Here is a 22,873-nt window from a genome sequence, read left to right on the forward strand (position 1 = left end):
CGGATGGCCGTCAGCCCAGTGGCACGGCTTCGAGAGCATCGCGAAAGGTCGCGAGCGCGCCGGGTAGCTAGCCGGCCGGGTCAGCCCCGAGGTGTGGCGCCGGTCCGATCTCGCGGATCTTGTTCTCCGTGGATCGAAAGACCAAGGGCGGTCGGGAGTTCGGTCACGACGGCGAGCCCCGCGACGACGATCGCGGCTCCGACGACGAGCAGCGCGACCCGGAGGTCGAATGCGCCGGTCAGTGCGCCCGCGATCGCGGGACCAGCCATGAGCCCGGCACCGTAGGCGAGATTGAACAAGGTGTAGGCGCCGCCAAGGGCGGGTGGCTGGGTCTGCTGTCCTTGGAACCCGATCAGGGTCGTGCCCGGCGCCGAGAGCAACGCCGTCGCCGCTCCGAGCAGGATCATCGCGACGATCACCTGCCATCGCTGGGCGCCGAGGGCCAGCAGCGCCAAGCCCGCGGTGGCGACGAGGATGCCGGTGGTGACGAGCAAGCGGGCGTCGATCTTGCCGATCAGCGCACCGACGATCGGGTTGAGGGTGGCGCCGACGAGGACGGTCAGCCCGAACAACAGACCGATGCCCACCGGGCCGGTGTCGAAGGATCGGGTCAGGTGCAGCGGGAGCACCGGCTCGACCGCAGCGATCATCGCGGCGCTGATCAGCACCACCACGACGACCGGAATCGTGCCGGGTACCCGCAGCACCGCCAGCGGCCCGGTGGGATCGTCGGTCCCGACATGATCGACCCGGACGAACACCACGCGCGCGATACCGTCGACGACCGCGAGTCCAGCGGCGAGCAAGAACGGAACAACGGTGCCGAAGTGCTCGACCAGCAGCCCGCCGACCGGGGGCCCGGCGAGGATGCCGACGCTGATCATGCTCATCGCCGCGCCCATCACCGGTCCGCGTTTGGCCAACGGCACCGTGGCGGCGATCAGCGACAGGCTCGCCACCCATGCCATGCCCGCGGCCAACCCTTGCAGCGTGCGGCCGACGAGCAGCAACCAGAACGGCGCGCCGAACGCGAAAAGCACTGTGGCAGCGGCCAGCCCGAACAAGCCGATCAACAGCGGCATACGCGGACCGTGCCGGTCGACGAGCGCTCCGGCCACCGGTGTGGCCAACAGCATCGCGGCGGCGTAGCTGGCGAACAGCAACCCGGTCGCCGCCGGGCCGGCGTCCACGGTCGCCGACAACAGCGGCAATACCGGGATCGCCAGGCCGTAGATGAACATATCGGTGAACAAAGCAAGGCACGCGACGATCACCGCCGCGGTCGAAGAATTATCGCTCGGACGAGCAGACACTGAAGTTGCCTTCCTGCAACGCGACCCGCTTCCGGCGGGTCGCTCGAATCCGGCGCGCGGATGCGGCCGGATGGGTATGGGGTCCGGTCGGTTCAGGCCACCAGACCGTGGACGCAGGCGGTGGCCAGCCCGTGCGCGCCCGCGGCATCGGCGGGTAGCGACTCGGGTTGGGTCGCCGCGGTCATCGTCAATCCGTGGATCAGGGTCACGAGCGCGATCACCGCGACATCGGCGGTGACGCCGGGGCGAAAGGCCGTGTCGGTCAACGCCTCCCGGATCCCGTCCTCCCACGCCGACATCCCGCGCCGCTTGGCCGCCAGCCCCGCTTCGAGCGCGACCGCCTGGGGCGCCACGATCGTGGACACGATCGCCAACCGCCGGAACCGGTCGTCACCGGTCAACGCGAGCACATAACCGGACACGAATCCGACCAGCCGCTCCGCTCCCGGGATGTCGGCGGCGGCGAGCGCTCCCAACAACGGCGCGGCGGCATCGGCCCAGCCTTCGTCCAGCGCCGCCGTCAGCAACGACACCTTGTCGGGAAAGTGGTGATGAACAGCGCCGCGGGTCACCCCCGCCCGCGCTCCGACGCCGACGAATGTCGTTCGCTCCCAACCGAGCTCGGCGAACGACGCCAAGCCCGCCGCCAGAATGCTCGCCCGCGTCTCCCGTGCTTCGACCACCGATCGCTTCATGGGATACATGTAAGCATGTATGTATAACTTGTCAAGAGCTTCACCGCGTGGTCCCCGGTAGGCGCGGGTTGGCTGCTGTTTGTGGCGGTAGCGTCGGGAGGATGAGCAGCCTGGAGGTGGCAGTCGTCGGATACGGCTTGGCCGGTGCGGTGTTCCATGCGCCGCTGATCGCCGCGGAACCCCGGATGCGGGTGGCGGCGGTGGTCACCGGGTCGGCGGAACGCGCCGAGCAGGCCCGCCGCGCGCACGACGGGGTGCGGGTCCTCCCCGATGTCGACGCGCTGTTCGAGGACATCCGCGGCATCGACCTGGTGGTCGTCGCGACGCCCAACCGCACCCATGCGCCGCTGGCCGCGCGGGCGTTGGACGCGGGGATTCCGGTGGTGGTGGACAAGCCGTTCGCCGTCACCGTCGACGAGGCCGAGGCGGTGGTGGCGCACGCCGAACGGGCGGGTGTCGCGCTGTCGGTCTTCCAGAATCGGCGCTGGGACGGCGATTTCCGGACGGTCCGCGAGCTGGTCGAGAGCGGCGGGCTCGGCGCGGTGCGGCGCTTCGAGTCTCGGTTCGAGCGGTGGCGTCCGGTGCCGAAGGGCGGCTGGCGTGAGATCGGCACCGCCGCCGATGGCGCGGGAATTCTCTTCGATCTCGGCAGTCACCTGGTCGATCAGGCGCTGACGCTGTTCGGCCCGGTCCGCTCGGTGTACGGCGAGCTGGATCGTCGCCGCCCCGGCATCCAGACCGACGACGACGTCTTCCTCGCGCTGACCCACGAGAACGGTGTTCGCTCGCACCTGTGGATGAGCGCGGTTGCGCCCCAGCTCGGTCCGCGCTTCCGGGTGCTCGGCGCGGACGCCGGATACGTCACCTACGGTCTCGACCCGCAGGAAGACGCGTTGCGCGCGGGTCGCGACCCGCGCGAGGACGATTGGGGCACGGTCGAATCCGAGCGGTGGGGATTGCTCGGCGCCGAACCGGATCTCGCACCGCACCCGACGCTGGCGGGCGACTACCCGGCCTTCTACGCCGAGATGGCCGCCGCGATCCTGGACGGCGCGCCGGTCCCCGTCGACCCGCGCGACGCCGTCGCGGCGCTTCGGGTGCTCGCGGCGGCCCGCCGATCGGCCGAGTCCGGGACCGCGCGACTCCTCTGAACACCGCCGAGGGGCATTCGTCCCCGATGCGGTCGCGGCGCGCGACCGATAGGGTGCGGCGGTGAACACCGCCGAACTGGTCGACCGCGGCGCCTCCATCGCGGATCGACTCACCACCACGCAGACCCCACCACCTTGGCAATTGGTCGTCGTCACGGGGGTGGCGGCGCTGGTGCTCGTCGGCTACGGACCGCTGTGGCGGCTCACCCGCAACGTCGTCACCATCGCGCACGAGGGCGGGCACGCGTTGAGCGCGCTGCTCACCGGCCGCAGGCTCAACAGCATCACGCTGCACTCCGACACCTCGGGGCTGACCGTCTCCAGCGGAAAACCCTACGGCCCCGGCATGATTCTCACCGCCATGGCGGGCTACCCCGCGCCGCCGCTGCTCGGATTGGGTTTCGCCGCGCTGCTCGGCGCGGATCGCATCACGCTGATGCTGTGGACCTCCATCGCGCTGCTCGCCGCCGTGCTGATCAAGGTCCGCAACATCTACGGGCTTTTCACGGTCTTCGCGGTGGGCGCGACGGTGTTCGCTGTGTCCTGGTTCGGCACCGACACGGTGCAGGCCGCGTTCGCCTATCTCGCCGCGTGGTTCCTGCTGCTCGCCGGTCTTCGTCCGGTCATCGAGATGCAGCGCGGGCGAGTGCACCGCTGGCGACAGCCGGGGAACGTCGACTCCGATGCCGATCAGCTGGCCCGGCTCACCCACCTTCCCGGGCTGCTGTGGGTGCTGTTCTTCGGAATGGTCGCGGTCGCCGCGCTGGTCGTGGGCGGTGGGCTGATGCTGTCGGACGCGACGGGGATCTGTCTGCCGGTGGTGTCGGGGGAATGCGCGCCGCCCGCCGTGCGCTAGGCGGGCCGACCGCTGTCCAGGACCGCGATCGTCTCCCGGACCAGGTCCGCGGGCGCGCGGGTCGCGTCGACGACGATGCCGCGCTCGTCGGCGGCGAGCGGTTCCAGGGCGGCGAGCTGGGAGTCGAGCAGGCTCGGCGGCATGAAATGGTCGCGGCGCGTGGACATCCGGCGGGCCAGCTCCTCGCGGGTCGCCGTCAGGTGCAGGAACAGAACGTCGGGCGCGGCCGCCCGCATCCGATCCCGATAATCGCGCTTCAGCGCCGAGCAGCTGACTACGCCGCCGCGGCCCGACTGTTCGGCCAGCCAGGCGGCGATGCGGTCCAGCCAGGGGGCGCGGTCGACGTCGGTGAGCGGTTCGCCCGCCCGCATCTTGGCGACGTTGGCGGGCGGGTGGAAGTCGTCGCCCTCGGCGAACTCGACGCGCAACGCGTGCGCGAGCCGGTCACCGACGGTCGACTTGCCGGATCCGGCGACGCCCATGACGACGACGCGCGGGGCTCGGGCTTCGGTCACGGATGTCCTCCTCGACGACGCGGCGGCTCGCAGCCGACCCTAGTGGCATCGACCACTCCCGGGGGTCCGCGGTCCGAGGCGCGCACATGCCTCGGGCACGATGGATGTCATGAAACTGCGCATCTTCACCGAGCCGCAGCAGGGCGCGGACTACGACACCCTGCTGAACGTCGCGAAAGCTGCGGAGGACTTGGAGTTCGACGCGTTCTTCCGCTCCGACCACTATCTGGCGATGGGCGACTCCGACGGTCTGCCCGGTCCCACCGACGCCTGGATCACCCTCGCCGGTCTGGCCAGGGAGACCCGCCGGATCCGCCTCGGCACGCTGGTCACCGCGGCCACCTTCCGGCTGCCCGGCCCGCTGGCGATCCAGGTCGCGCAGGTGGATCAGATGTCCGGCGGCCGAGTCGAGCTCGGGCTCGGCAGCGGCTGGTTCGCCGAGGAACACGCCGCCTACGGCATCCCGTTCCCGTCGGACAAGTTCGCGCGCTTCGAAGAACAGCTCGCGATCGTCACCGGTCTCTGGGCGACCAAGCCCGGTGACACTTTCAGCTTCGAGGGCAAGCACTACCAGCTCACCGACTCCCCCGCGCTGCCCAAGCCGGTGCAGGATCCGGTGCCGGTGCTCATCGGCGGCCACGGCGCCACCCGCACGCCGCGGCTGGCCGCCCAGTACGCGAGCGAGTTCAACATGCCGTTCGCCTCGCTGGAGGACAGCGCCCGCCAGTTCGAGCGGGTCCGCGCCGCGGCGGAGACCTACGGGCGGCGCGCCGACGAGCTGGTGTATTCCAACGCGCTGGTTGTCTGCGTCGGCGCGAGCGATGCCGAGGTGGCCCGCCGCGCCGCGGCCATCGGCCGCGAGGTGGACGAGCTGAAGACCAACGGTCTGGCGGGCTCGCCCGACGAGGTGGTCGACAAGATCGGCCGCTACGCCGAGATCGGCGCGGGCCGAATCTATCTACAGATCCTGGATCTCGACGACCTGGCGCACCTGGAACTCATCGCGGACAAGGTCAAGTCCCAGCTCTGATACCCGCGCGGCGCGGCTGCCCGTCGAAATGGGGTTGCCGCGCCGTTCGGGTTGCCGGGTGACGGTCGGTAGCCTTTCGATGTTCGACCATTCGAAGGGAACCGACTTCGCGATGCAACCGCTCGGCATGGACGATCCGCGACGGATCGGCGACTACCGGCTCCTCGGCGTGCTCGGCGCAGGTGGAATGGGCCGGGTCTATCTCGGGCGCAACGCGGGCGGGCGCACCGTCGCGGTGAAGGTGATCCGACCGGATCTGGTGGGCGGCGACGAATTCCGCACCCGGTTCCGGCGCGAGGTCGCGGCGGCACGGCGGGTCGGCGGACAGTTCACCGCACCGGTGCTCGACGCCGACGTGGACGCCGACCCGCCCTGGCTGGCAACGGGATACGTCGCGGGGTTCGCGCTGTCGGAGGCGGTGGAACGGTTCGGCACTTTCACCGAGCCCACTCTGCTGGTGCTGGCCCGCGGCCTGGCCGAAGCGCTGATCGCGGTGCACGAGGCCGGGGTGGTCCATCGCGATCTGAAGCCTTCCAACGTGCTGCTCGCGGTGGACGGGCCGAAGGTGATCGATTTCGGTATCGCGCGCGCCGTCGAGGACACCGCGCTCACCACCACCGGAAAGGTCATCGGCTCACCGGGTTTCATGTGCCCGGAGCAGGTGACCGGCGAACCGGTCGGTCCGGCGAGCGATGTCTTCGCGCTCGGCGGCGTGCTGGCCTTCGCGGCCGCCGGACACGGGCCGTTCGGCACGGGCGAGACGGTGCACATGCTGTGGCGCATCGTGTACGAGGACCCGCGGCTCGACGCCGTGCCGGAGCGGGTCCGGCCGCTCGTCGCGGCTTGCCTCACAAAGGATCCCGCCGCCCGGCCGACGCCCCGGCAGCTGCTGGACGAATTGGCCGCGCTCGGTGTGCCGGAGCGGGCCGGGTGGTTGCCTCCTCCGGTGCTGGAAGAGGTGAGCGTGCGCGCGGTGCGGTTGCTCGATCTGGATTCCGGGCCGGTGCAGTTGGGTGAGTGGTCGCAGACCGCACTGTCGTCGGAAGGCGGGCAAGGTTTCGGCGGCTGGCGGCAAGGGGATTCGGTCGTGCGCGGGGATGCGTCGTCGGCCGGCTCGTATCCGCAAGCCCCTGGGAGTCGACAGCCTTGGCAGTATTCCGGACCGAGCGACGCCGCTCCTGCGCAGTGGCAGCACCCGGCGACGCCTGCGCCGCAGTGGCAGCGCATGGATTCGTCACCGCATCGAGTGCACGGGGATCACGCGGAATCTCGGTCGCACCAAGGTTGGCAGCACGCCGCCTCACGACCGGGGCCCGCTCCGGCACAGAGTTCGATTCCGCACCGGCAGCACACGGGCGCCAATTCGGGAGGCGCGCGGGTTAGCCGCCGCGGTCCACTGCTGGCCGGACTGTTGGTGGTTTGCGTGGTGGTCGCGATCGGCGCGTTCGTCATCGGTGGTCAGCTGCGCGGGAACTCCGACACCGGCGGTGGCGGCACGACCACGGTCGCAAGCGGAACCACCGAGGCGGGGGCCTCCGTATCGAATGTGCCCACGGCCTTCGTCGGCGCCTGGCGCGGCAGCGCCGCGGACGGCCTCATCACCTTCGACATCGAATTGACCATCAAGGAAGGCGAAGTCGGCGCGGAGGTCGCCACCTCGTCGAACACCGGCAAGGTGTCCCGGCAGCGCTGCGGGCGGATCGAACGACTCACCGCCGCCACCGAAACTCAGCTCACCTTCGTCGCGCGGCTCAGCGCCGACAGTCCCACCGACTGCGTCGACGACGGCTCCACCTCGACGGTGCGGCTGCAATCGGACGGTTCGCTGTCCTACAGCACGCCCGGCGTGTTCGGCGGCACCATCGCGGGCACGCTGCACAAGGGCTGACGCAATCCGCTTCGGTGGGCTGTTTCGGTTAGGCTTTGGGCTGCTCCAGCTTTGACGGAGGACGAATGAATTCGCCGAGCACGCGTGTCGTCGACCGGATCGTTCCCTTGCGCGCCTTGGTGTTCGCGCTGGCGCTCGTCGCCGCATTGGTGGCGGGCCTGCCAACGCCGTCGGCCGCGCACGCGAACCCGCTCGACACCGCCTGCGGCACACCGTTGTCCGCCGACGCGATCGACACCATCATCGAACTCTCCGAAACGACCGCGTTTACCGGTACGTCCATGCAACGGCTGGAAGCGGCGGTCGACAACCATCACCGCATCGCCGAGATCCTCGTCGAGCACGGGGACCGGCGCGGACTGCTCGCGCTGGGACTCGACATCGTCGAGCAGTCCGCGGTGATGCCGCTGCAACGCGACCCCGCCGCCTTCGACGATCGCGAGTGGGCGCACAACATCAGCCTCGACCTGCTGTCCCGCTTCCTGCGCGCCGTACACGCCGAATTCACCGGCGCCGCAGCGGAACCGCAGTGGGCGCACTACTTCGCGCTGACCAAGCAGTGCCACCTGTCCGCGGCCCGGGTGGCGATGGCGGGCTACAACGCCCACCTCACCGTCGACCTCTCACTCTCCGTCGCCGCGGTGCGCGGCACCACCGCCAACGGCCCCGACTACTTCCGCATCGTCGACGCGATCGCGACGAACGGCTTCCTCCTCGTCGACGCCACCAAAGCGACCTACGGCGGCGACCTCGGCCCACTCTGGCGCTTCTACTTCCTCGGCGAAGGTCTCGACGCCGTGCTCGGCGCGGGCGTGGCGACCGTCCCCCTTCTTCGCCTCGCCGACGCCGGCGCCAACGTCGTCATCTTCGGCAACGGCCTCGCCCTCCAAGACCCCGCCCTCGCCCCCACCGTCCGCACCGAGATGGACCTCCTCTGGCGCACCGCCGACACCGCCTTCGAAGTCCTCGCTGCCCTCAACGCCCTTTGACCAGATTGAAAGCCGGTCTCGTACAAGGTCCACACACTTCGCGGTGGTTACCGAGCAGTGCGGCGAATCCGTCGGCTACCGCGACGGGGCCGTGGTCGGCGCAGAGTCCCAACGGCGGAGCGCACCGGGATCGGCGGCGAACTCGTCGACCGTCGACAGCGCACGTCCCTCGAGGAGATCCAGCTCGAACGAGCCGGGTTCCACCCCGGCCAGAGTCGAAATCATCTGGCGGGCAATCCGCTTGATGGACGACTTCTCGGTGACCAGGGTCCAGCGGTCCAGAGCAGGAACATGCACGATCCAGCGGGTGCCGCAGCAGTGCACCTTGACCAGGTAGCTGCGCATGAGTCCTCCTCGACCACTTGGGCGTTTCCAGTTGGATCGCATCCGTGCGGGTCGGATCGCCCGGCACCCTGCTTCCACAGGACGTTAGACACCTCGCAGGCAGCGAGACCAGGAGTGTGCTCGAGTTTGCAAAAATTCGGTTTTCGCTGGACAGCGCGCTTCACCGGGTGGATCGTGAACCACGCATGAGAAGACTCGTGCACAGAACTGAGCAGGGGGTCGACACAATGCGCCTACAGTTCCTCGGCAAAGGCGGATCGGACAGCGGGGGTTGTCCGTCCTTGTTCGCGACGGACCGGGAGTCATATCTCGTGCAGGGATGGCAGACGAACCAGGACGGCACCGTCGAAATCCCGCATCTGTTGCCCGGTTTCGCGCAGCCGGACACGTTCATCGGTGCGACCATGACCGACACTGGGCGGGGCACGTTCCTCCTCTCCGGCAGGCCGATCACCGAGACCGAGACGCTGGCCCAACTCGACCTGGCCGAGGACGAGACGGCCATCGAGGTGCCCAAGCTGGGAAGGACGTTCTACGGTGCGACTGCGGCCCACAGATGAACCGGAGCTGTGGCAGAAACTGTTCCGCGAGGTCGAGCGGGACGCGTTCCATCTGGAGGTCCGGGACACGTACGCCGTGCCGGACGAGTCCGAGAGGTTGCGCCGGTTTCTCGACGGCGAGCCGCCGGTGGATCCGCGTACTCCGTGGCAGGACCTCATGCGGGAAACCACCGGCCGCGGCGTCTCGGTGAGCCGGGTCCGTGTCGTCACCGTCCCGCACTCGGAGTATCAGCGTTGGCTGTTGTCGGTGACCGTGCACAATGTCGATGCGGGGGAAGACATTCGGTACCTCCCCCGCCACGTCGCCGGAGAAGTGCCCCCGGATGATTGGTGGCTGATGGATGGCGAACGCGTCGTCTACAACCTGACGGACGCGGCAGGAGCGCCGGCCGGTCTCGGCGTGACCACCGATCCGCGGATCGTCGAGTACTGCCAAGGCGTGCGTAGGCGACTGTGGGCGCAAGCGATCCCGTACCAGGAGTATGCCGACCGGTGACGAACAGCGTGCACGACGCGCGGGAAGCTCTCGGAGCGCGGCTTCGGGAGCTTCGCCGTACAGCGGGGCTCACCAACCGGCGGCTCGCGACCCTGTCCGGGTGGCACGAGTCCAAGGTTTCCAAGATCGAGTTCGGCCGGATCAGCCCGTCCGACGACGACATCCGTGCCTACTGCCAGTTCTGCGACGCCGCTGATCAACTCCCGGATCTGCTGGCCACCCTGCACGACATCGACGTCGCCTATCTCGAGTGGCGCAAGATTCTCAGCACCGGAACCAAGCGGCGACAGCACGCGGCGGTGAGGATGGCGGAGGCGTCTCGAATGATGCGCATCTTCCAGCCGCACATCGTCCCCGGCATCTTGCAGACCGCGGAGTACGCCGAGGCCGTATTGAGCAAATACATCGACTTCTTCCGTGTCCCGGACGATCTCGACGAAGGCGTATCCAAGCGCCTGGAGCGACAGCAGCTTCTGTACAAGGGAGACCGCCGGTTCCACATCCTCGTCGCCGAGCAGGCGTTGTCGACCACGGTCGGCGGTGATTCGGTGATGGTCGGCCAGTTGGACCGGCTTTCGGCGGTCATCGGCCTGCCTCGCGTGCTGCTCGGCATCATCCCGGCGAACGCCGAATTGCCCATGCAGGTGACGAATTTCGTCATGTTCGACGAGCGAATGGTGCTGGCGGAGGCGATTACCGCGGAGTTGACGATCACGCAGCCGCGCGAGATCGCGATCTACGCCCGGATGTTCGCGGAGCTGGCCGCACTGTCGGTGACCGGCGAAGGGGCGCGACGGTTGATCTACGGCGCGCTGGAAAAGCGGCAGGCTCGGCTCTAGCCTCTGCGCGAGACTACAGAGTACGGCTCTTCGATCCCGCGTGGCGTAACGGGCGTCGCCGCGAGGTCGGGGCAGGATGAGGGCGGCGTTCTCCGAGCGGTCCTGGCTCGGGGGCGACGCGCATCAGCGGAGAATGGACTCGATTCGGTGGGTGATGGTCGACGACCATGCCCACCGGGCGGACAGGGAGCAACGAGTGATGGGACCTGTGCGAACGAATCGGCGGACGGCGGTCTGCGCCGCGCTGCTCGTCTTGGCGGCGGTGAGCGGGTGTGGAGGGGAGCGTTCCGAAACGGACCGGGGGTCTTCGCCGGTCGTCACGACCACCGTCGCGAGCAGTCCGTCGGGGGTGCCCGATCTCGCCGCTCCCGAGGAAGTGGCGCAAGGGATCGACGTCCCGTGGGGGCTGGCATTTCTGCCCGACGGCGCCGCGCTGGTCGCCGAGCGCGACACCGCGAAGATCATGCGGGTGGTTCCCGGCCGGGCGCCGGAAGAGGTGTACGAGGTGCCCGGCGTTGTCGCGCGCGGAGAAGGCGGTCTGCTCGGCCTCGCAGTGTCGCCGCGGTACTCCGAGGACCGTTACGTCTACGCCTATTTCACCGCGGACACGGACAACCGGATCGTGCGCTTCCGGCTCGACGGTGCACCGGAGGTCGTCTTCGAGGGAATCGCGAAGGCGGGCAACCACAATGGTGGGCGGATCGCGTTCGGCCCAGACGGCATGCTGTACGTCGGCACCGGCGACGCGGCGCGCAGCGCGCTGTCGCAGGATCCCGCCTCGCCGAACGGCAAGATTCTGCGTCTGACGCCCGAAGGCGAACCGGCGCCGGGCAATCCGAACCCGGGCTCACCGGTCTACAGCCTCGGTCACCGCAACGTGCAGGGCCTCGCCTGGGATCGCGCGGGACGGTTGTTCGCCGCCGAGTTCGGCCAGAATCGTTTGGACGAGGTCAATCTCATCGAACCGAACCGCAATTACGGCTGGCCCGCGGTCGAGGGTGGTGGCGGCGCGGGACGCGGCTACGTCGACCCTGTGGTCACCTGGACCACGGCGGAGGCGTCCCCGTCCGGTATCGCGATCGCGGGCGAGACCCTGTACGCCGCGGCGCTGCGCGGCGAAAGGCTGTGGACCGTGCCGCTGGTGAACGGCTCGGTCGGCGAGCCGCGCGCGATGTTCGAGGAGCGCTACGGCCGACTGCGCACCGTCGAGGTCGCCGCGGACGGAGCGCTGTGGATGACCACCTCGAACACCGACGGCCGCGGCGACGCGCGCGGAGGCGACGATCGCATCCTGCGCTTCCCCGCTCGCTGAATTCAGTCGTTGCCCGGCAACGGAATTCGCAACCCCTCGGCGTCCGCTATGGACCGCGCACGCTCGTACCCCGCGTCCACGTGCCGCAGCACACCCATCGCCGGATCGTTGGTGAGCACCCGCTCGAGCTTCTGTGCGGCCAGCTCGGTGCCGTCCGCCACGCACACCTGCCCGGCGTGGATCGACCGGCCGATGCCGACGCCGCCGCCGTGGTGGATGGACACCCAGCTGGCGCCGGAGGCGGTGTTCACCAACGCGTTCAGCAGCGGCCAGTCCGCGATGGCGTCGGAACCGTCCGACATCGCCTCGGTTTCGCGATAGGGCGAGGCGACGCTGCCCGCGTCGAGATGGTCGCGCCCGATCACGATCGGTGCGCTCAACTCACCGGCGGCCACCATCTCGTTGAACCGCAGACCCGCACGGTGCCGCTCGCCATAGCCGAGCCAGCAGATCCGCGCGGGCAGCCCTTGGAACGCGACGCGTTCACCGGCCAGGGCGATCCACCGGCGCAGGGATTCGTTGTGCGGGAACAGATCCAGGATCGCGCGATCGGTGGCGGCGATGTCGGCGGGATCGCCGGACAGCGCGGCCCAGCGGAACGGCCCCTTGCCCGCGCAGAACAGCGGCCGAATGTAGGCGGGCACGAAACCCGGGTAGTCGAAGGCTCTGGCGCAGCCCCCGAGCCGCGCCTCGCCGCGCAGCGAGTTGCCGTAGTCGAAGACCTCCGCGCCCCGGTCCAGGAAGCGCACCATGGCGTCGACGTGTTCGACCATGGATTCCCTTGCGCGCTCGGTGAATTCGTCCGGCTTGCGGGCCGCGTAACCGGGCCAGTCGGCCAGCTCGACTCCGCGGGGCAGGTAGGACAACGGATCGTGCGCCGAGGTCTGGTCGGTGACGATGTCGGCGGGCAGGTCCGCCGCGGCCAGGCGCGGCAGCACCTCCGCCGCGTTGCCGATCAGCCCGACGGACAACGCCTTTCGCTGCGAGCGGGCCGCCGTCACCCGGCGGATCGCGTCGTCGACATCGTCCGCGATCTCGTCCAGGTAGCGGTCCTTCAGCCGCCGCCGCGCCCGCGCTGGATCGCATTCGACGATCAATGCCGCACCGCCGTTCATGGTGACGGCCAGCGGTTGCGCGCCGCCCATTCCGCCGAGGCCGGCGCTGAGCGTCAGCGTGCCCGCGAGCGTGCCGCCGAACCGCTTGTCAGCGATGGCGGCGAAGGTTTCGTAGGTGCCCTGCAAGATGCCCTGGGTACCGATGTAGATCCAGGAACCGGCCGTCATCTGCCCGTACATGGTCAGCCCCAGCGCCTCGAGCCTGCGGAATTCCGGCCAGGTCGCCCAGTCCCCCACCAGGTTCGAGTTGGCGATCAGCACCCGGGGCGCCCATTCGTGCGTGCGCACTACCCCGACCGGCTTGCCCGACTGGACCAGCAGCGTCTCGTCGGGCGCGAGGGTGGTCAGGGTGCGGGTGATGGCGTCGAAACTGGCCCAGTCCCTGGCCGCCTTCCCGGTGCCGCCGTAGACGACCAGGTCTTGCGGGCGTTCGGCGACCTCGGGGTCGAGGTTGTTGTGCAGCATGCGCAGCGCGGCCTCGGTCTGCCAGGTGCGGGCCGTCAGGCGGGTGCCGCGCGCCGCCCGCACGGTCTGGTGCTCTGTCGTCATCACTGCCTCCGTTCGCCGGGCGCCGGGTCCGCGGCCACCTGCGGTGCGACCGCCCGCAGCAGCGCACCCTCGCGGATCAAGTCCGCGGCGGCCGCGATCTCGGGAGCCAGATGCCGGTCCGGGCCCGGCCCCTCGACTCTGGTGCGCAACAGCGCGACGGCGGCGGCGGTGGCGGGCGCCGGGCGCAGCGGGGCGCGCAGATCGAGGGCGCGGGCCGCGGTGAGGTACTCGACCGCGAGGACGGTGGTCAGCCCGTTCACCGCGACGCGCAACTTGCGTCCGGCCGACCAGCCCATCGACACGTGGTCCTCCTGCATGGCGCTGCTCGGGATGGAATCCACCGAGGCGGGCACGGCGATCCGCTTCAGTTCGGCGACCACGGCCGCCTGGGTGTACTGGGCGATCATGTGCCCGGAGTCGACGCCGGGGTCTGCGGCGAGGAACGCCGGAAGTCCATGGGAGCGAGCGACATCCAGCATGCGATCGGTGCGGCGTTCGGCCATGCTCGCGACGTCGGCGACCGGAATGGCCAGGAAGTCGAGCACGTAGGCCAAGGGCGCGCCGTGGAAATTGCCGTTGGATTCCAGGCGGCCGTCGGCCAGCACGACCGGATTGTCGATGGTGGCGGCGAGTTCTCGGTCGGCCACCGTCTCCGCGTGCGCGACGGTGTCACGGGCCGCGCCGTGCACCTGCGGCGCGCAGCGCAGCGAATAGGCGTCCTGCACCCGATGGCATTCCCGGTGACTGGCCACGATCTCGGAACCGGCGAGCGCGGCCCGCATGCGCGCCGCCGCGTACGCCTGACCCGGATGGGGGCGCAGCGCTTGCAGGTCGCCCGCGAAGACGCGATCGGTGCCGAGCAGCGCCTCCACGCTCATCGCGGCGGTGATATCGGCGACGTCGAGCAGTCGGTGCAGGTCGGCCAGCGCGAGCACCAGCATGCCGAGCATGCCGTCGGTGCCGTTGGTGAGGGCGAGTCCTTCCTTCTCCGCCAGGATGACGGGCGTTATTCCGTTGTCGTGCAACGCTTTTTCCGCGTCCACCAGGTTTCCCTCGGCATCGGTCACGGTGCCTTCGCCCATCAGCGTGAGCGCGACGGCGGCCAGTGGCGCGAGATCGCCGGAGCAGCCGAGCGAGCCGAACTCGTGCACCACGGGCGTGATGCCCGCATTGAGCAGGGCGGCCAGCGTGTGCGCGGTCTCCGGATGGGCTCCGGTGTGGCCGGAGGCCAGGGTGCGCAGCCGCAGCACCATCTGCGCGCGCACCACCTCCCGTTCGACCGCGTCGCCCGCGCCCGCCGCGTGGGAGCGGATCAGCGATCGCTGCAACGCGGCGCGGCGCGACGGGGGGATGGGGCGGATCGCCAGCGCACCGAATCCGGTGGACACGCCGTAGGTCGGGGTCGACGCCTCGGCCAAGGCGTCGACGTGCTGACGGGCGGCGATCAGCCGCCGTTCGGCGGCCGCGCTCAGGCTCACCCGAGCGCCGTCGCGCGCGACCGCGACGACCTGCGCCCTGGTCAGCGGCCCGTCGATCACCACGGTCGGCAGCTGCGCGATATCCGGCATGGTTTCCATTCCACAACCGCGACGGCCGGTGGAGAATGAGGCCACGCCGGATTCGGTCTGATATCCCAGACAAGCCGAGGAGGCACCGTGGGCGCGAGCAGCGACATTCCCGCACTGCGCCGCGGGCTCGCGGTGCTTCGGCTACTCGCGGGCAGACCCGGTCCGGTGTCGGCGGCCGCCATCGCGCGCGAGCTCGGGTTGCCCCGCTCGTCCACCTATCACCTGCTCGCCGAGCTCGCCCAGGCCCGCTTCGTCACGCACCTGCCCGCCGAGCGCCGTTACGGACTCGGCATCGCCGCGTTCGAGCTCGGCGCCGCCTATCTCCGGCACGATCCGCTGGAGCGCCTCGCCGGTCCGCTGCTGCGCGAACTCGTCGAGCAGGTCGGGCACAACGCGCATCTGGGCGTGCTACACGGCAACGAGCTGTTGTACCTCGTCAAGGAGCGCCCGGCACGGCCGGAAACCCTGGTCACCGACGTCGGGGTCCGGCTGCCCGCGCACCTGACCGCCTCGGGTCGCGCCATCCTCGCGCACCTGCCCGCCGCGCACGTGCGCGCCCTCTTCCCCACCGCCGCGTCCTTCGTGACCCGCACCGACCGCGGTCCGGCCGGTCTCGCCGCGTTGCGCCGTGTCCTCGCCGAGGAACGCCGTCGCGGCTGGGCCTGCGAGGACGGCCACGTCACCCCCGGCTTCGCCTCCGTCGCCTACCCCGTCTTCGATCACGATCACCACCCCATCGCCGCCGTCAGCGTGACCCTTCGCCACCGGTGCGCCCGGCGCCCCTGCGACGCCGACTGGACCGCGCTGGCCGCCCGCGTCCGCGCCACCGCCGACACCCTGACCCGCCGAATCGGCGGCCGCACCGAATAGCCCGCGTCATCGTCGGCCGTGCACGGCCGTCGGCACGATCGTAGCGAAGAGAGCCAGCGTCTCGCGGACGAATTCACCTCGGGGGCAACCCAGTTCGCGCAGTGCGGGACCGTGGTCGTGGACGACGACGAGGGTCGCTCCGACCAGCACGGTCCACCAGAAGGCGCGCACCGCGAGGCGAGTCGGCAGACGCGCGTCCGCGAATGCCGCGCGCAGCCGCTGGGTGTGGAAGGGCACGTGCCGACGTTCGTCGTCCAGGATCAGCGTGGCGACGCGGGTGGTGAGCGGATCGTCGGATCCGTCGCGCAGCGCCCGGTAGTACTGCACCGCGACGACTTCGGCGACCATCAGCACCATCAGTTCCAAACGCAGACCCAGCGCTCGGCGCAGCCGCACGAACACGGCGTCGGTCCAGTGGTGCGCGATGGTCGGTCGGCCCGCAGCACGCAGCAGGTGGGCGAGCAGCCGGGCGTGGTTGCGTTCCTCCTCGACGAACAACCGGACCGCCGCGGTGTACACCGGATCACCGGCGCGTTCGGCTTTCGCGACCAGGTCCGCCCCGTCCCCGCTCTCGCCGACCTGGAATCGCTGCACACTGCGCACGATCGCGGGATGTAGGCGGGCGCCGCGACTCCAGTCCGGGTCGCCCGCCGCCGCTCTCGCGCGCGCCTTGGCCTCGAATTCCCCCACCCACCGGACGAATTCGTTCGTTCCGAGCTGTTCGATCACCATGCAGGCAACCTTACGAACGAGTTGCGCCGATTCCCGGTCGAGCCGGTGGAGATTCGGTGTGGATGCCGAGCGTCACGGCTTGCGGCCGACGCCGCCCCACGCCGAGGCGCCGCGCACGCCCTCGGCGGCGGCGTCGGTGCGCCAGTGGTTGATCGGCACCACGCCGGGATCGACGAGCTCCAGACCGTCGAAAATGCCGGTGATCTCGGCGGAGCTGCGCGGGAAGTACGGCACCCCACCGGTTTTGGCGTAGTTCTCGCACATCCGCACGTACGCCTTGTCGTCGGTGGCTCCGTCGCAGAGCGCGAGGTAGCTGCCCGAGGGCACACCGTCCATCATGGTGTTCACCACGCGCCGCACCTGGTCGTAGCTGCGCGCGTGCCCGAGCACGCCGATGTACATGATCGCGATCGGCTTGCTGAAGTTCAGCACGTGACGCGCGTCGGCCAGGATCGCCTCGGGGTCGTTGAAATCGGCCTCGAGATAAGTGGTCACGCCCTCGTCGGTGGTGTTGACCAGCAGCGCCCTGGCGTGCGCGAGGACGAGCGGATCGTTGTCCACGTAGACGATCCTGGAGTCGGGGGCAGCGGACTGTGCCACTTCGTGCGTGTTCTGCATGATGGGCAGCCCGGTGCCGATGTCGAGGAACTGACGGACGCCTGCTTCCGCCGCCAGATACCGCACCACCCGGATCAGGAACTGCCTCGATTGCATCGCCAGCGTCCTGATCTCGGGATACCCCGCGACACCGGCTTCGCCGGCTAGCCGATCCGCCTCGTAGTAGTCGCGGCCACCCAGCCAGTAGTTCCAGATTCGCGCCGAATGCGGGACGTCGGTACGGATGGGGCGCTTGTCTGCCATGGTGGCTCCTGAGCAAAAAACGGCTGCGTCGCGGTGACTGTACAGCCGATGGTGTTGCGGTATCCGATGGTTCGCTGATGTGCGGCCGGGACCGGTGATCGCGGGCAGCTGGGCGAGGGTCGCTGGAAAATATCCGGCGGACGCGCCCGGGCGTGTCACGACTCGAGGACGGCCCGCGCGGCATTGTGCCCGGGGATGCCGCTGACGCCGCCGCCGCGCACCGCGCCCGAGCCGCACAGAAACACGTTGTGCACCCCGGTCGCGACGCCCCAGCGTCCGGCCGGATCCGTCGCGCTCTCGTCCTCCCGATAGGGAAAAGCCAGATCGCGGTGGAAGATATGGCCGCCGGGCAGCCCGACCTCGCGCTCCAGATCGAGCGGGGACTTCACCTCCAGGCAGGGCGCGCCGTCGGCGTCCTGCGCCAGGCACTCGGCGATGGGCTCGGCCAGCACCCGGTCCAGTTGCGCGAGCACGCTTTTCGCCGCGGCGGCACGGGCAGCATCCGGATTGTCATGGAAAAGCCGTGCGGGAGTGTGCAATCCGAAGAGCGTGAGCGTGTGCATGCCGCGGGCCGCGATGTCGGCGGACAGGATCGACGGGTCGGTCAGGGTATGGCAGTAGATCTCCGATGGCGGCGCCGATGGCATCCGCCCGGCCTCCGCTTCACGGTAGGACTTCTCCAGTCCCGCATACGATTCGGCGATGTGGAAGGTACCGGCGAAGGCCTCGGTGGGATCGACCGCGGTGTCCCGTAGGCGCGGCAGTCGCCGCAGCACCATGTTCACTTTCATTTGGGAGCCTTCGGGTTTCGGCTCTTCCGGTGCGCCGAGCAGGCGCGCCAGCTCGTGCGGCGCGGCGTTCACCAGGACGTGCCGCGCGCCGACCGCACCGCCCTCGTAGCGCACCTCCGCGGCGACGCCGTCGCTGTCGACGCCGGTCACCGCGCAGTTCGTGACCAGTTCGGCGCCCGCGGCGCGCGCCGCGTCCGCCAGCGCGTCGGTGAGCGCGCCCATGCCGCCCACCGGCACATCCCAGTCGCCGGTGCCACCGCCGATCACGTGGTAGAGGAAGCAGCGGTTCTGCCGCAGCGAGGGGTCGTGCGCGTGGGCGAAGGTGCCGATCAGCGCGTCGGTGAACACCACGCCGCGCACGGTGTCGTCGGTGAAGGTCGCCTCGATCGTCTCGCCGAGCGGCCGTTCGAAGACCGCGTCCCACAGCGCGTCGTCCGCGACGACGCGCCGCAGTTCGGTCCGGGTCGGCAGCGGTTCGGTCAGGGTGGGAAACACCCGCCGCGCCATCCGTCCAGTGCTCGTGTAGAACCGCTGCCACGCCTCGAAATCGCGGTCGGAGCCGGTGAGACGTTCGAAGCTCGCCCTGGTGCGCGCCTCGGATCCGGTGTCGACGAGCAGCCCCCCGTCGCCCACCGGCGTATAGGAGGAGATCCGCCTGCGGCGGGTCTGGAACCGCAGGCCCAGATCGCGCACGATGCTCGCGGGCAGCAGGCTGACCAAATACGAATACCGGGATACCCGAGCGTCGACACCGGGGAACGGGCGTTCCGACACCGCCGCGCCGCCCGTGTGCGACTGCCGCTCGAGCAACAGCACCGAGCGGCCTGCTCGCGCCAGGTACGCGGCGGCGACCAAGCCGTTGTGGCCGCCGCCGACGATCACGACATCGTAGGAAGAGCGCGTCGGTGTCATCCGTCCTCGATACCACGGCCGCGCCGCGAGCAGCCGCCCCGACGCGCCGCCGGGGCGCTCCTCACGGGTTCCCGCGGACCCGGGCGCAGCGTCGCCCAGCGGCAGATTAGCAGCCCCTACCGACAACTTCATCGATACCGAAACCGGTTGCGGGACAGAGGTTGTCGCTGTTCACAAGATCGACAAGCGGGCCCCGAACTTGTCGGTGGGTTCGCGTAGGTTTTCGGTCATGGAGAGAAACGGGAGGGAACGCGATGGACTCGGGTGACCGCGAGTGGGAGCGGGCGGCGGTGGTGCAGACGCTGCCCGTCGTGGCGCCGCGCAAACTGGCCAAGGTGCCCTTCGTCGAGATGGCGGACGGGCGGTTGCAGGGCGTGGTGTCGAGCGGATCGGATATCGCGCGGGTGTACGTCTCGTCGGTGTCGGCGAAGACGCACGGACTCAGCTGTAGCACCAACAACAATCGGCCGTGCGGCGGACTGCGCGGACCCTTTCCGTGCAAGCACATCGACGCGCTGCTGGACGAGGCTGTGGTGCAGTACGGCGCCGGGCAGGTGGCCCGCTACCTGGGCTTGGAGATCGCCGAGGGCGCGAGCCTGCGCGCCGCGCTGAACTGCGCGCACGAACCCGCGCCCGCCGCCGTCGTATTCAGCCGCTTCCTGCGCCATCTCGCGTATCTGGAGCTGCCCGGCGCCACGGCGCCGATTCCCGAGTTGCAGTGGTTTCCCGCGACGGGGGTGAGCCGCTGATGCTCGGCGTGCATTTGGCCGAACTGCTCGAGCCGCCGGCGGGTGTGCCGGAAACGCTCGATGTGGTGACCGGATTCGACACCGCGCTGGTGCACGGATTCGCGCGGCTCACCGACGAACACACGGCCGCGCTGGCGAGCCTCGCCGCCGCGCTCGGCGGATCCCCGCTCGGACCGTCGATCGCCGAGGCGGTCGCGAAACTCGGCGCGGGCTCGATCGGTCCCGAGGAGCTGTCCGCGCTGGCGGGCGGACGCGCCGCGTTGCTCGGCGCCGTACACGACGCGGTGCTGGACCGGGTGGACACCGCGCTGGGGCGCGAACGCGCCGCGTGGGAGCAGCCCGAGGCGCCGCACACGCCGCACAACCTGGCGGCGGGCACTCGTTCCTGGTTGCAGGAGGTCGCCATCACCGGTTGGCGCGGCGTCGACCACGACCTCGTCTCGGCCGCCGATCAGACGGTCGAAGCGTTGCTCGCCGAACCGGCCTTACGCAGGCTCGCCGTCCTGCTCGACGGCCTGACGGCCGAGCTGCGCGCCGGCTCTCCGGTGGCGACGCTGGACCGGCTGCCCGCCCGGCGCTGGGCGGACCTGTGGGCGCGCGCGCTGCTGTTGTCCTGGCGCACAAGCGGTTTCGCCGAGACGGCCGCGGTCTCCGGGCGGCTGCTTCCGCTGGGCGTCGACGTGCACGAGCACGGCACCGCGGTGCAGGCTCAGCTGTACGCGCTGCTGGAGACGGCGGGCGGGCAGACGCGGCGGGTGCGGGTCAGCATCGCCGCGGCCAAGGTCGACACGATCGTCGGGCCCGCGATCTGGCAGCTGTTCCCCGAGCATCCGCAGCTGCTGAAAGCGATGGCCGAGCGGCTCGGTCTCGACATCGACGGCATGCCGATGACCGCGAGCGGCGACCTGATCTGGCACGACGAGTCGGCCCGCCTCGGCGCGAGCGCCGATCCGTTCGCCACGGCACGCATCGGTCTGGCGAGCGCGCTGGCCCCGGCCACTCCCCCGCTGGATCGCGATCCGGTGCACCTGTCCGAGCCGGTCCTGGTGGAGGGCTACAAGGTCGAGGACGGCGCACTCGAGCTGGACGGGCACCGGCTCGCCCTCGAACTCGACCGGCTGCCGACCTGCGGCCCGCTGACGCCCGCCGCGGTGAACGGCTCATCGACCTGCCTCGGCCTGCTGCGCTGGGACGCCGGGCGCTGGTCGCTGCGGCCGCTCGCTGTGCGCAAGAAGACCAAAGGCGTGGAGGTCGACGTGCACGGCGGCGACTGGGCCTGCGGCGTGACGGACCCGAAAGCGGCCAAGTCACAAGCGAAGTCGGGCGACGCGGTCGCGGTGCTCAGGGAACGAGCGGGACGGCTGCTGAGAAAATGACCGACAGCAACGAGACTCGACGGCAGATCCTCTACTGGCGCCTGCTCGCGGGCATTTTCGACAGCGAGGCGCAGCCCGCGCTGGAGACGTCGAGCGTGGCGATCGTCGACGACCTCGGCCTGCCCGCGGTGCTGCTCGACCCCGGTGTCTCGATCGACAACGTGGTGCAGCGGTTCCCCGATCTGGGGGCCGACTTCGACGGGCTCGGCGCCCACGTGCGGGCGGCCGAATCGGCGGACGGCGCACTGGAATCGGCCGAGCAGGACGCGGACGAGACTCTGGTGCGGCCCGAGGAGACCGAGGCCGATCCGACCATCGGCTCCGGCGAAGTGCGTTCGGCCGCTCTGATATCCAAGCTGTTGCTGAACGTCTTCGCGACCGGCGGCGGCACGGTCAGCGCGACCCAGCTGGCGGGCTGGCAGCGCGATGCGGGCTGGTTGCGGCGCATGCTCGGCGAGGACTGCGGCGCAGATGTGCGCGCCGTGCTCGGCGACCTCGAGGCCGACCTGGTCTCGCGGATGCGGCTGCGCGAGGTGCTCGCCGATCCCGCGCTTTCAGCGCAACTGACGCCGAGCATGTCGCTGATCGAACAGCTGCTGCGCGACAAGACGAACCTGTCGGGCGTCGCGCTGGCCAACGCCAAGTCGCTCATCCGCCGCTACGTCGACCAGGTCGCGGAGGTGCTGCGCACCCAGGTGCAGCAGACCACCGCGGGCACCGTCGATCGCTCGGTGCCGCCGAAACGCATCCTGCGCAATCTGGATGTCGATCGCACGATCTGGAAGAACCTCACCAACTGGAATCCGGAGGACGAGCGCCTCTACGTGGATCGGCTGTTCTATCGGCAAACCGCCAAGCGCACCGTGCCCGCCCGGATGATCGTGGTGGTCGACCAGTCCGGTTCGATGGTCGACTCGATGGTGAACTGCACCATCCTGGCCTCGATCTTCGCCGGATTGCCCAAGGTCGACGTGCACCTCATCGCCTACGACACCCGCGCCATCGACCTGACGCCGTGGGTGCACGACCCGTTCGAGGTGCTGCTGCGCACCAACCTCGGCGGCGGCAACGACGGCCCCGTCGCCATGGCGATGGCCCAGCCGAAGATCGTCGACCCGACCAACACCGTGCTGGTGTGGATTTCGGACTTCTACGAGTTCGACCGCTCCCAGCCGCTGTACGAGAGCATGCAGGCCGTGCACCGCAACGGCGTGAAGCTCATCCCCGTCGGCTCGGTGAACAGCTCCGGCCAGCAGAGCGTGAATCCCTGGTTCCGGGAACGCTTCAAGGCCATGGGCACACCGGTGATCTCGGGCCGCATCCAAAAACTCGTGTTCGAACTCAAGAACTTTCTCGACTAG

At 69.9% G+C, this 22,873-nt stretch carries 22 protein-coding genes; 13 read left to right on the plus strand and 9 right to left on the minus strand.

Annotated features, from left to right (window positions below):
- Positions 1 to 80: 80 nt before the first annotated feature.
- Positions 81 to 1,313, minus strand: coding sequence for an MFS transporter (locus AB0H49_RS11030; RefSeq protein ID WP_357249917.1), 1,233 nt, complete (start codon positions 1,311 to 1,313; stop codon positions 81 to 83).
- A 92-nt stretch (positions 1,314 to 1,405) separates the two neighbouring features.
- Positions 1,406 to 2,008 carry a TetR/AcrR family transcriptional regulator gene (locus AB0H49_RS11035; RefSeq protein ID WP_357249920.1) on the minus strand — a complete coding sequence of 201 codons (603 nt, stop codon included), beginning with the start codon at positions 2,006 to 2,008 and terminating at the stop codon, positions 1,406 to 1,408.
- A 101-nt stretch (positions 2,009 to 2,109) separates the two neighbouring features.
- Between AB0H49_RS11035 and AB0H49_RS11040 the strand changes: the two genes are divergently transcribed.
- Both AB0H49_RS11040 and AB0H49_RS11045 read left to right on the plus strand, forming a co-directional pair.
- Positions 2,110 to 3,159: a Gfo/Idh/MocA family oxidoreductase gene (locus AB0H49_RS11040; protein ID WP_357249922.1), complete on the plus strand. Its 1,050-nt coding sequence runs from the start codon at positions 2,110 to 2,112 to the stop codon at positions 3,157 to 3,159.
- Positions 3,160 to 3,220: 61 nt separating this feature from the next.
- The gene (locus AB0H49_RS11045) at positions 3,221 to 4,015 is read left to right on the plus strand and encodes a M50 family metallopeptidase (RefSeq protein ID WP_357249925.1); all 795 of its coding nucleotides are present in this window, start codon (positions 3,221 to 3,223) and stop codon (positions 4,013 to 4,015) included.
- Here AB0H49_RS11045 and AB0H49_RS11050 read toward each other — a convergent pair.
- Positions 4,012 to 4,497: a gluconokinase gene (locus AB0H49_RS11050; RefSeq protein WP_355003091.1), complete on the minus strand. Its 486-nt coding sequence runs from the start codon at positions 4,495 to 4,497 to the stop codon at positions 4,012 to 4,014. The genes AB0H49_RS11045 and AB0H49_RS11050 overlap by 4 nt on opposite strands.
- Positions 4,498 to 4,639: 142 nt before the next feature.
- Between AB0H49_RS11050 and AB0H49_RS11055 the strand changes: the two genes are divergently transcribed.
- From AB0H49_RS11055 to AB0H49_RS11065, 3 genes are all read left to right on the plus strand, one after another.
- Entirely contained in the window at positions 4,640 to 5,560 is a 921-nt protein-coding gene (locus AB0H49_RS11055; protein ID WP_355002924.1) for an LLM class F420-dependent oxidoreductase, read from the plus strand.
- 79 nt (positions 5,561 to 5,639) lie between these two features.
- On the plus strand, positions 5,640 to 7,448 hold the full coding sequence (locus AB0H49_RS11060; protein WP_357249928.1) for a protein kinase: 1,809 nt from the start codon (positions 5,640 to 5,642) through the stop codon (positions 7,446 to 7,448).
- Positions 7,449 to 7,513: 65 nt separating this feature from the next.
- Entirely contained in the window at positions 7,514 to 8,437 is a 924-nt protein-coding gene (locus tag AB0H49_RS11065; protein ID WP_357249931.1) for a DUF5995 family protein, read from the plus strand.
- Between the two features lie 75 nt (positions 8,438 to 8,512).
- Here AB0H49_RS11065 and AB0H49_RS11070 read toward each other — a convergent pair whose 3' ends face one another.
- Positions 8,513 to 8,782, minus strand: coding sequence for a hypothetical protein (locus AB0H49_RS11070; RefSeq protein WP_357249934.1), 270 nt, complete (start codon positions 8,780 to 8,782; stop codon positions 8,513 to 8,515).
- A 311-nt stretch (positions 8,783 to 9,093) separates the two neighbouring features.
- Between AB0H49_RS11070 and AB0H49_RS11075 the strand changes: the two genes are divergently transcribed.
- The 4 genes from AB0H49_RS11075 (at position 9,094) to AB0H49_RS11090 (ending at position 11,989) form a co-directional block, all read left to right on the plus strand.
- Entirely contained in the window at positions 9,094 to 9,342 is a 249-nt protein-coding gene (locus AB0H49_RS11075) for a hypothetical protein (RefSeq protein ID WP_357249937.1), read from the plus strand.
- Entirely contained in the window at positions 9,320 to 9,838 is a 519-nt protein-coding gene (locus AB0H49_RS11080; protein ID WP_355002929.1) for a DUF6879 family protein, read from the plus strand. Before AB0H49_RS11075 ends, AB0H49_RS11080 begins: the two co-directional genes overlap by 23 nt.
- Positions 9,835 to 10,677 carry a helix-turn-helix transcriptional regulator gene (locus AB0H49_RS11085; protein WP_355002930.1) on the plus strand — a complete coding sequence of 281 codons (843 nt, stop codon included), beginning with the start codon at positions 9,835 to 9,837 and terminating at the stop codon, positions 10,675 to 10,677. Before AB0H49_RS11080 ends, AB0H49_RS11085 begins: the two co-directional genes overlap by 4 nt.
- 199 nt (positions 10,678 to 10,876) lie before the next feature.
- Complete coding sequence (locus AB0H49_RS11090) at positions 10,877 to 11,989, plus strand: PQQ-dependent sugar dehydrogenase (protein WP_357249940.1); 1,113 nt, start codon at positions 10,877 to 10,879, stop codon at positions 11,987 to 11,989.
- A gap of 2 nt (positions 11,990 to 11,991) precedes the next feature.
- Here AB0H49_RS11090 and hutU read toward each other — a convergent pair whose 3' ends face one another.
- Together hutU and hutH are read right to left on the minus strand one after the other, a co-directional pair.
- Complete coding sequence (gene hutU, locus AB0H49_RS11095; RefSeq protein WP_357249943.1) at positions 11,992 to 13,653, minus strand: urocanate hydratase; 1,662 nt, start codon at positions 13,651 to 13,653, stop codon at positions 11,992 to 11,994.
- Positions 13,653 to 15,221: a histidine ammonia-lyase gene (hutH, locus tag AB0H49_RS11100; RefSeq protein ID WP_357250084.1), complete on the minus strand. Its 1,569-nt coding sequence runs from the start codon at positions 15,219 to 15,221 to the stop codon at positions 13,653 to 13,655. Before hutH ends, hutU begins: the two co-directional genes overlap by 1 nt.
- A gap of 87 nt (positions 15,222 to 15,308) precedes the next feature.
- Here hutH and AB0H49_RS11105 point away from each other — a divergent pair, with 87 nt between their 5' ends.
- Positions 15,309 to 16,091 (plus strand): IclR family transcriptional regulator, encoded by a 783-nt coding sequence (locus tag AB0H49_RS11105; protein ID WP_355002933.1) that lies wholly within the window; start codon positions 15,309 to 15,311, stop codon positions 16,089 to 16,091.
- Between the two features lie 6 nt (positions 16,092 to 16,097).
- Here AB0H49_RS11105 and AB0H49_RS11110 read toward each other — a convergent pair whose 3' ends face one another.
- The 3 genes from AB0H49_RS11110 to AB0H49_RS11120 all read right to left on the minus strand — a co-directional run bounded on the left by AB0H49_RS11110 (position 16,098) and on the right by AB0H49_RS11120 (position 19,387).
- The gene (locus AB0H49_RS11110) at positions 16,098 to 16,823 is read right to left on the minus strand and encodes a ferritin-like domain-containing protein (protein WP_357249946.1); all 726 of its coding nucleotides are present in this window, start codon (positions 16,821 to 16,823) and stop codon (positions 16,098 to 16,100) included.
- Positions 16,824 to 16,895: 72 nt separating this feature from the next.
- Complete coding sequence (locus AB0H49_RS11115; RefSeq protein WP_355002935.1) at positions 16,896 to 17,684, minus strand: SAM-dependent methyltransferase; 789 nt, start codon at positions 17,682 to 17,684, stop codon at positions 16,896 to 16,898.
- 155 nt (positions 17,685 to 17,839) lie between these two features.
- A complete protein-coding gene (locus AB0H49_RS11120) occupies positions 17,840 to 19,387 on the minus strand; it encodes an NAD(P)/FAD-dependent oxidoreductase (RefSeq protein WP_357249949.1) in 1,548 nt (515 codons plus the stop codon).
- A gap of 254 nt (positions 19,388 to 19,641) precedes the next feature.
- Between AB0H49_RS11120 and AB0H49_RS11125 the strand changes: the two genes are divergently transcribed.
- The 3 genes from AB0H49_RS11125 to AB0H49_RS11135 are packed head-to-tail and all read left to right on the plus strand — an operon-like array spanning position 19,642 to position 22,873.
- Complete coding sequence (locus AB0H49_RS11125) at positions 19,642 to 20,136, plus strand: hypothetical protein (RefSeq protein WP_355002937.1); 495 nt, start codon at positions 19,642 to 19,644, stop codon at positions 20,134 to 20,136.
- Positions 20,136 to 21,512 carry a hypothetical protein gene (locus AB0H49_RS11130; protein ID WP_357249952.1) on the plus strand — a complete coding sequence of 459 codons (1,377 nt, stop codon included), beginning with the start codon at positions 20,136 to 20,138 and terminating at the stop codon, positions 21,510 to 21,512. The genes AB0H49_RS11125 and AB0H49_RS11130 overlap by 1 nt, the downstream gene beginning before the upstream one ends.
- Positions 21,509 to 22,873, plus strand: coding sequence for a VWA domain-containing protein (locus AB0H49_RS11135; protein ID WP_357249954.1), 1,365 nt, complete (start codon positions 21,509 to 21,511; stop codon positions 22,871 to 22,873). Before AB0H49_RS11130 ends, AB0H49_RS11135 begins: the two co-directional genes overlap by 4 nt.

This window comes from Nocardia sp. NPDC050713 (assembly GCF_040654315.1).
Lineage (GTDB): Bacteria > Actinomycetota > Actinomycetes > Mycobacteriales > Mycobacteriaceae > Nocardia.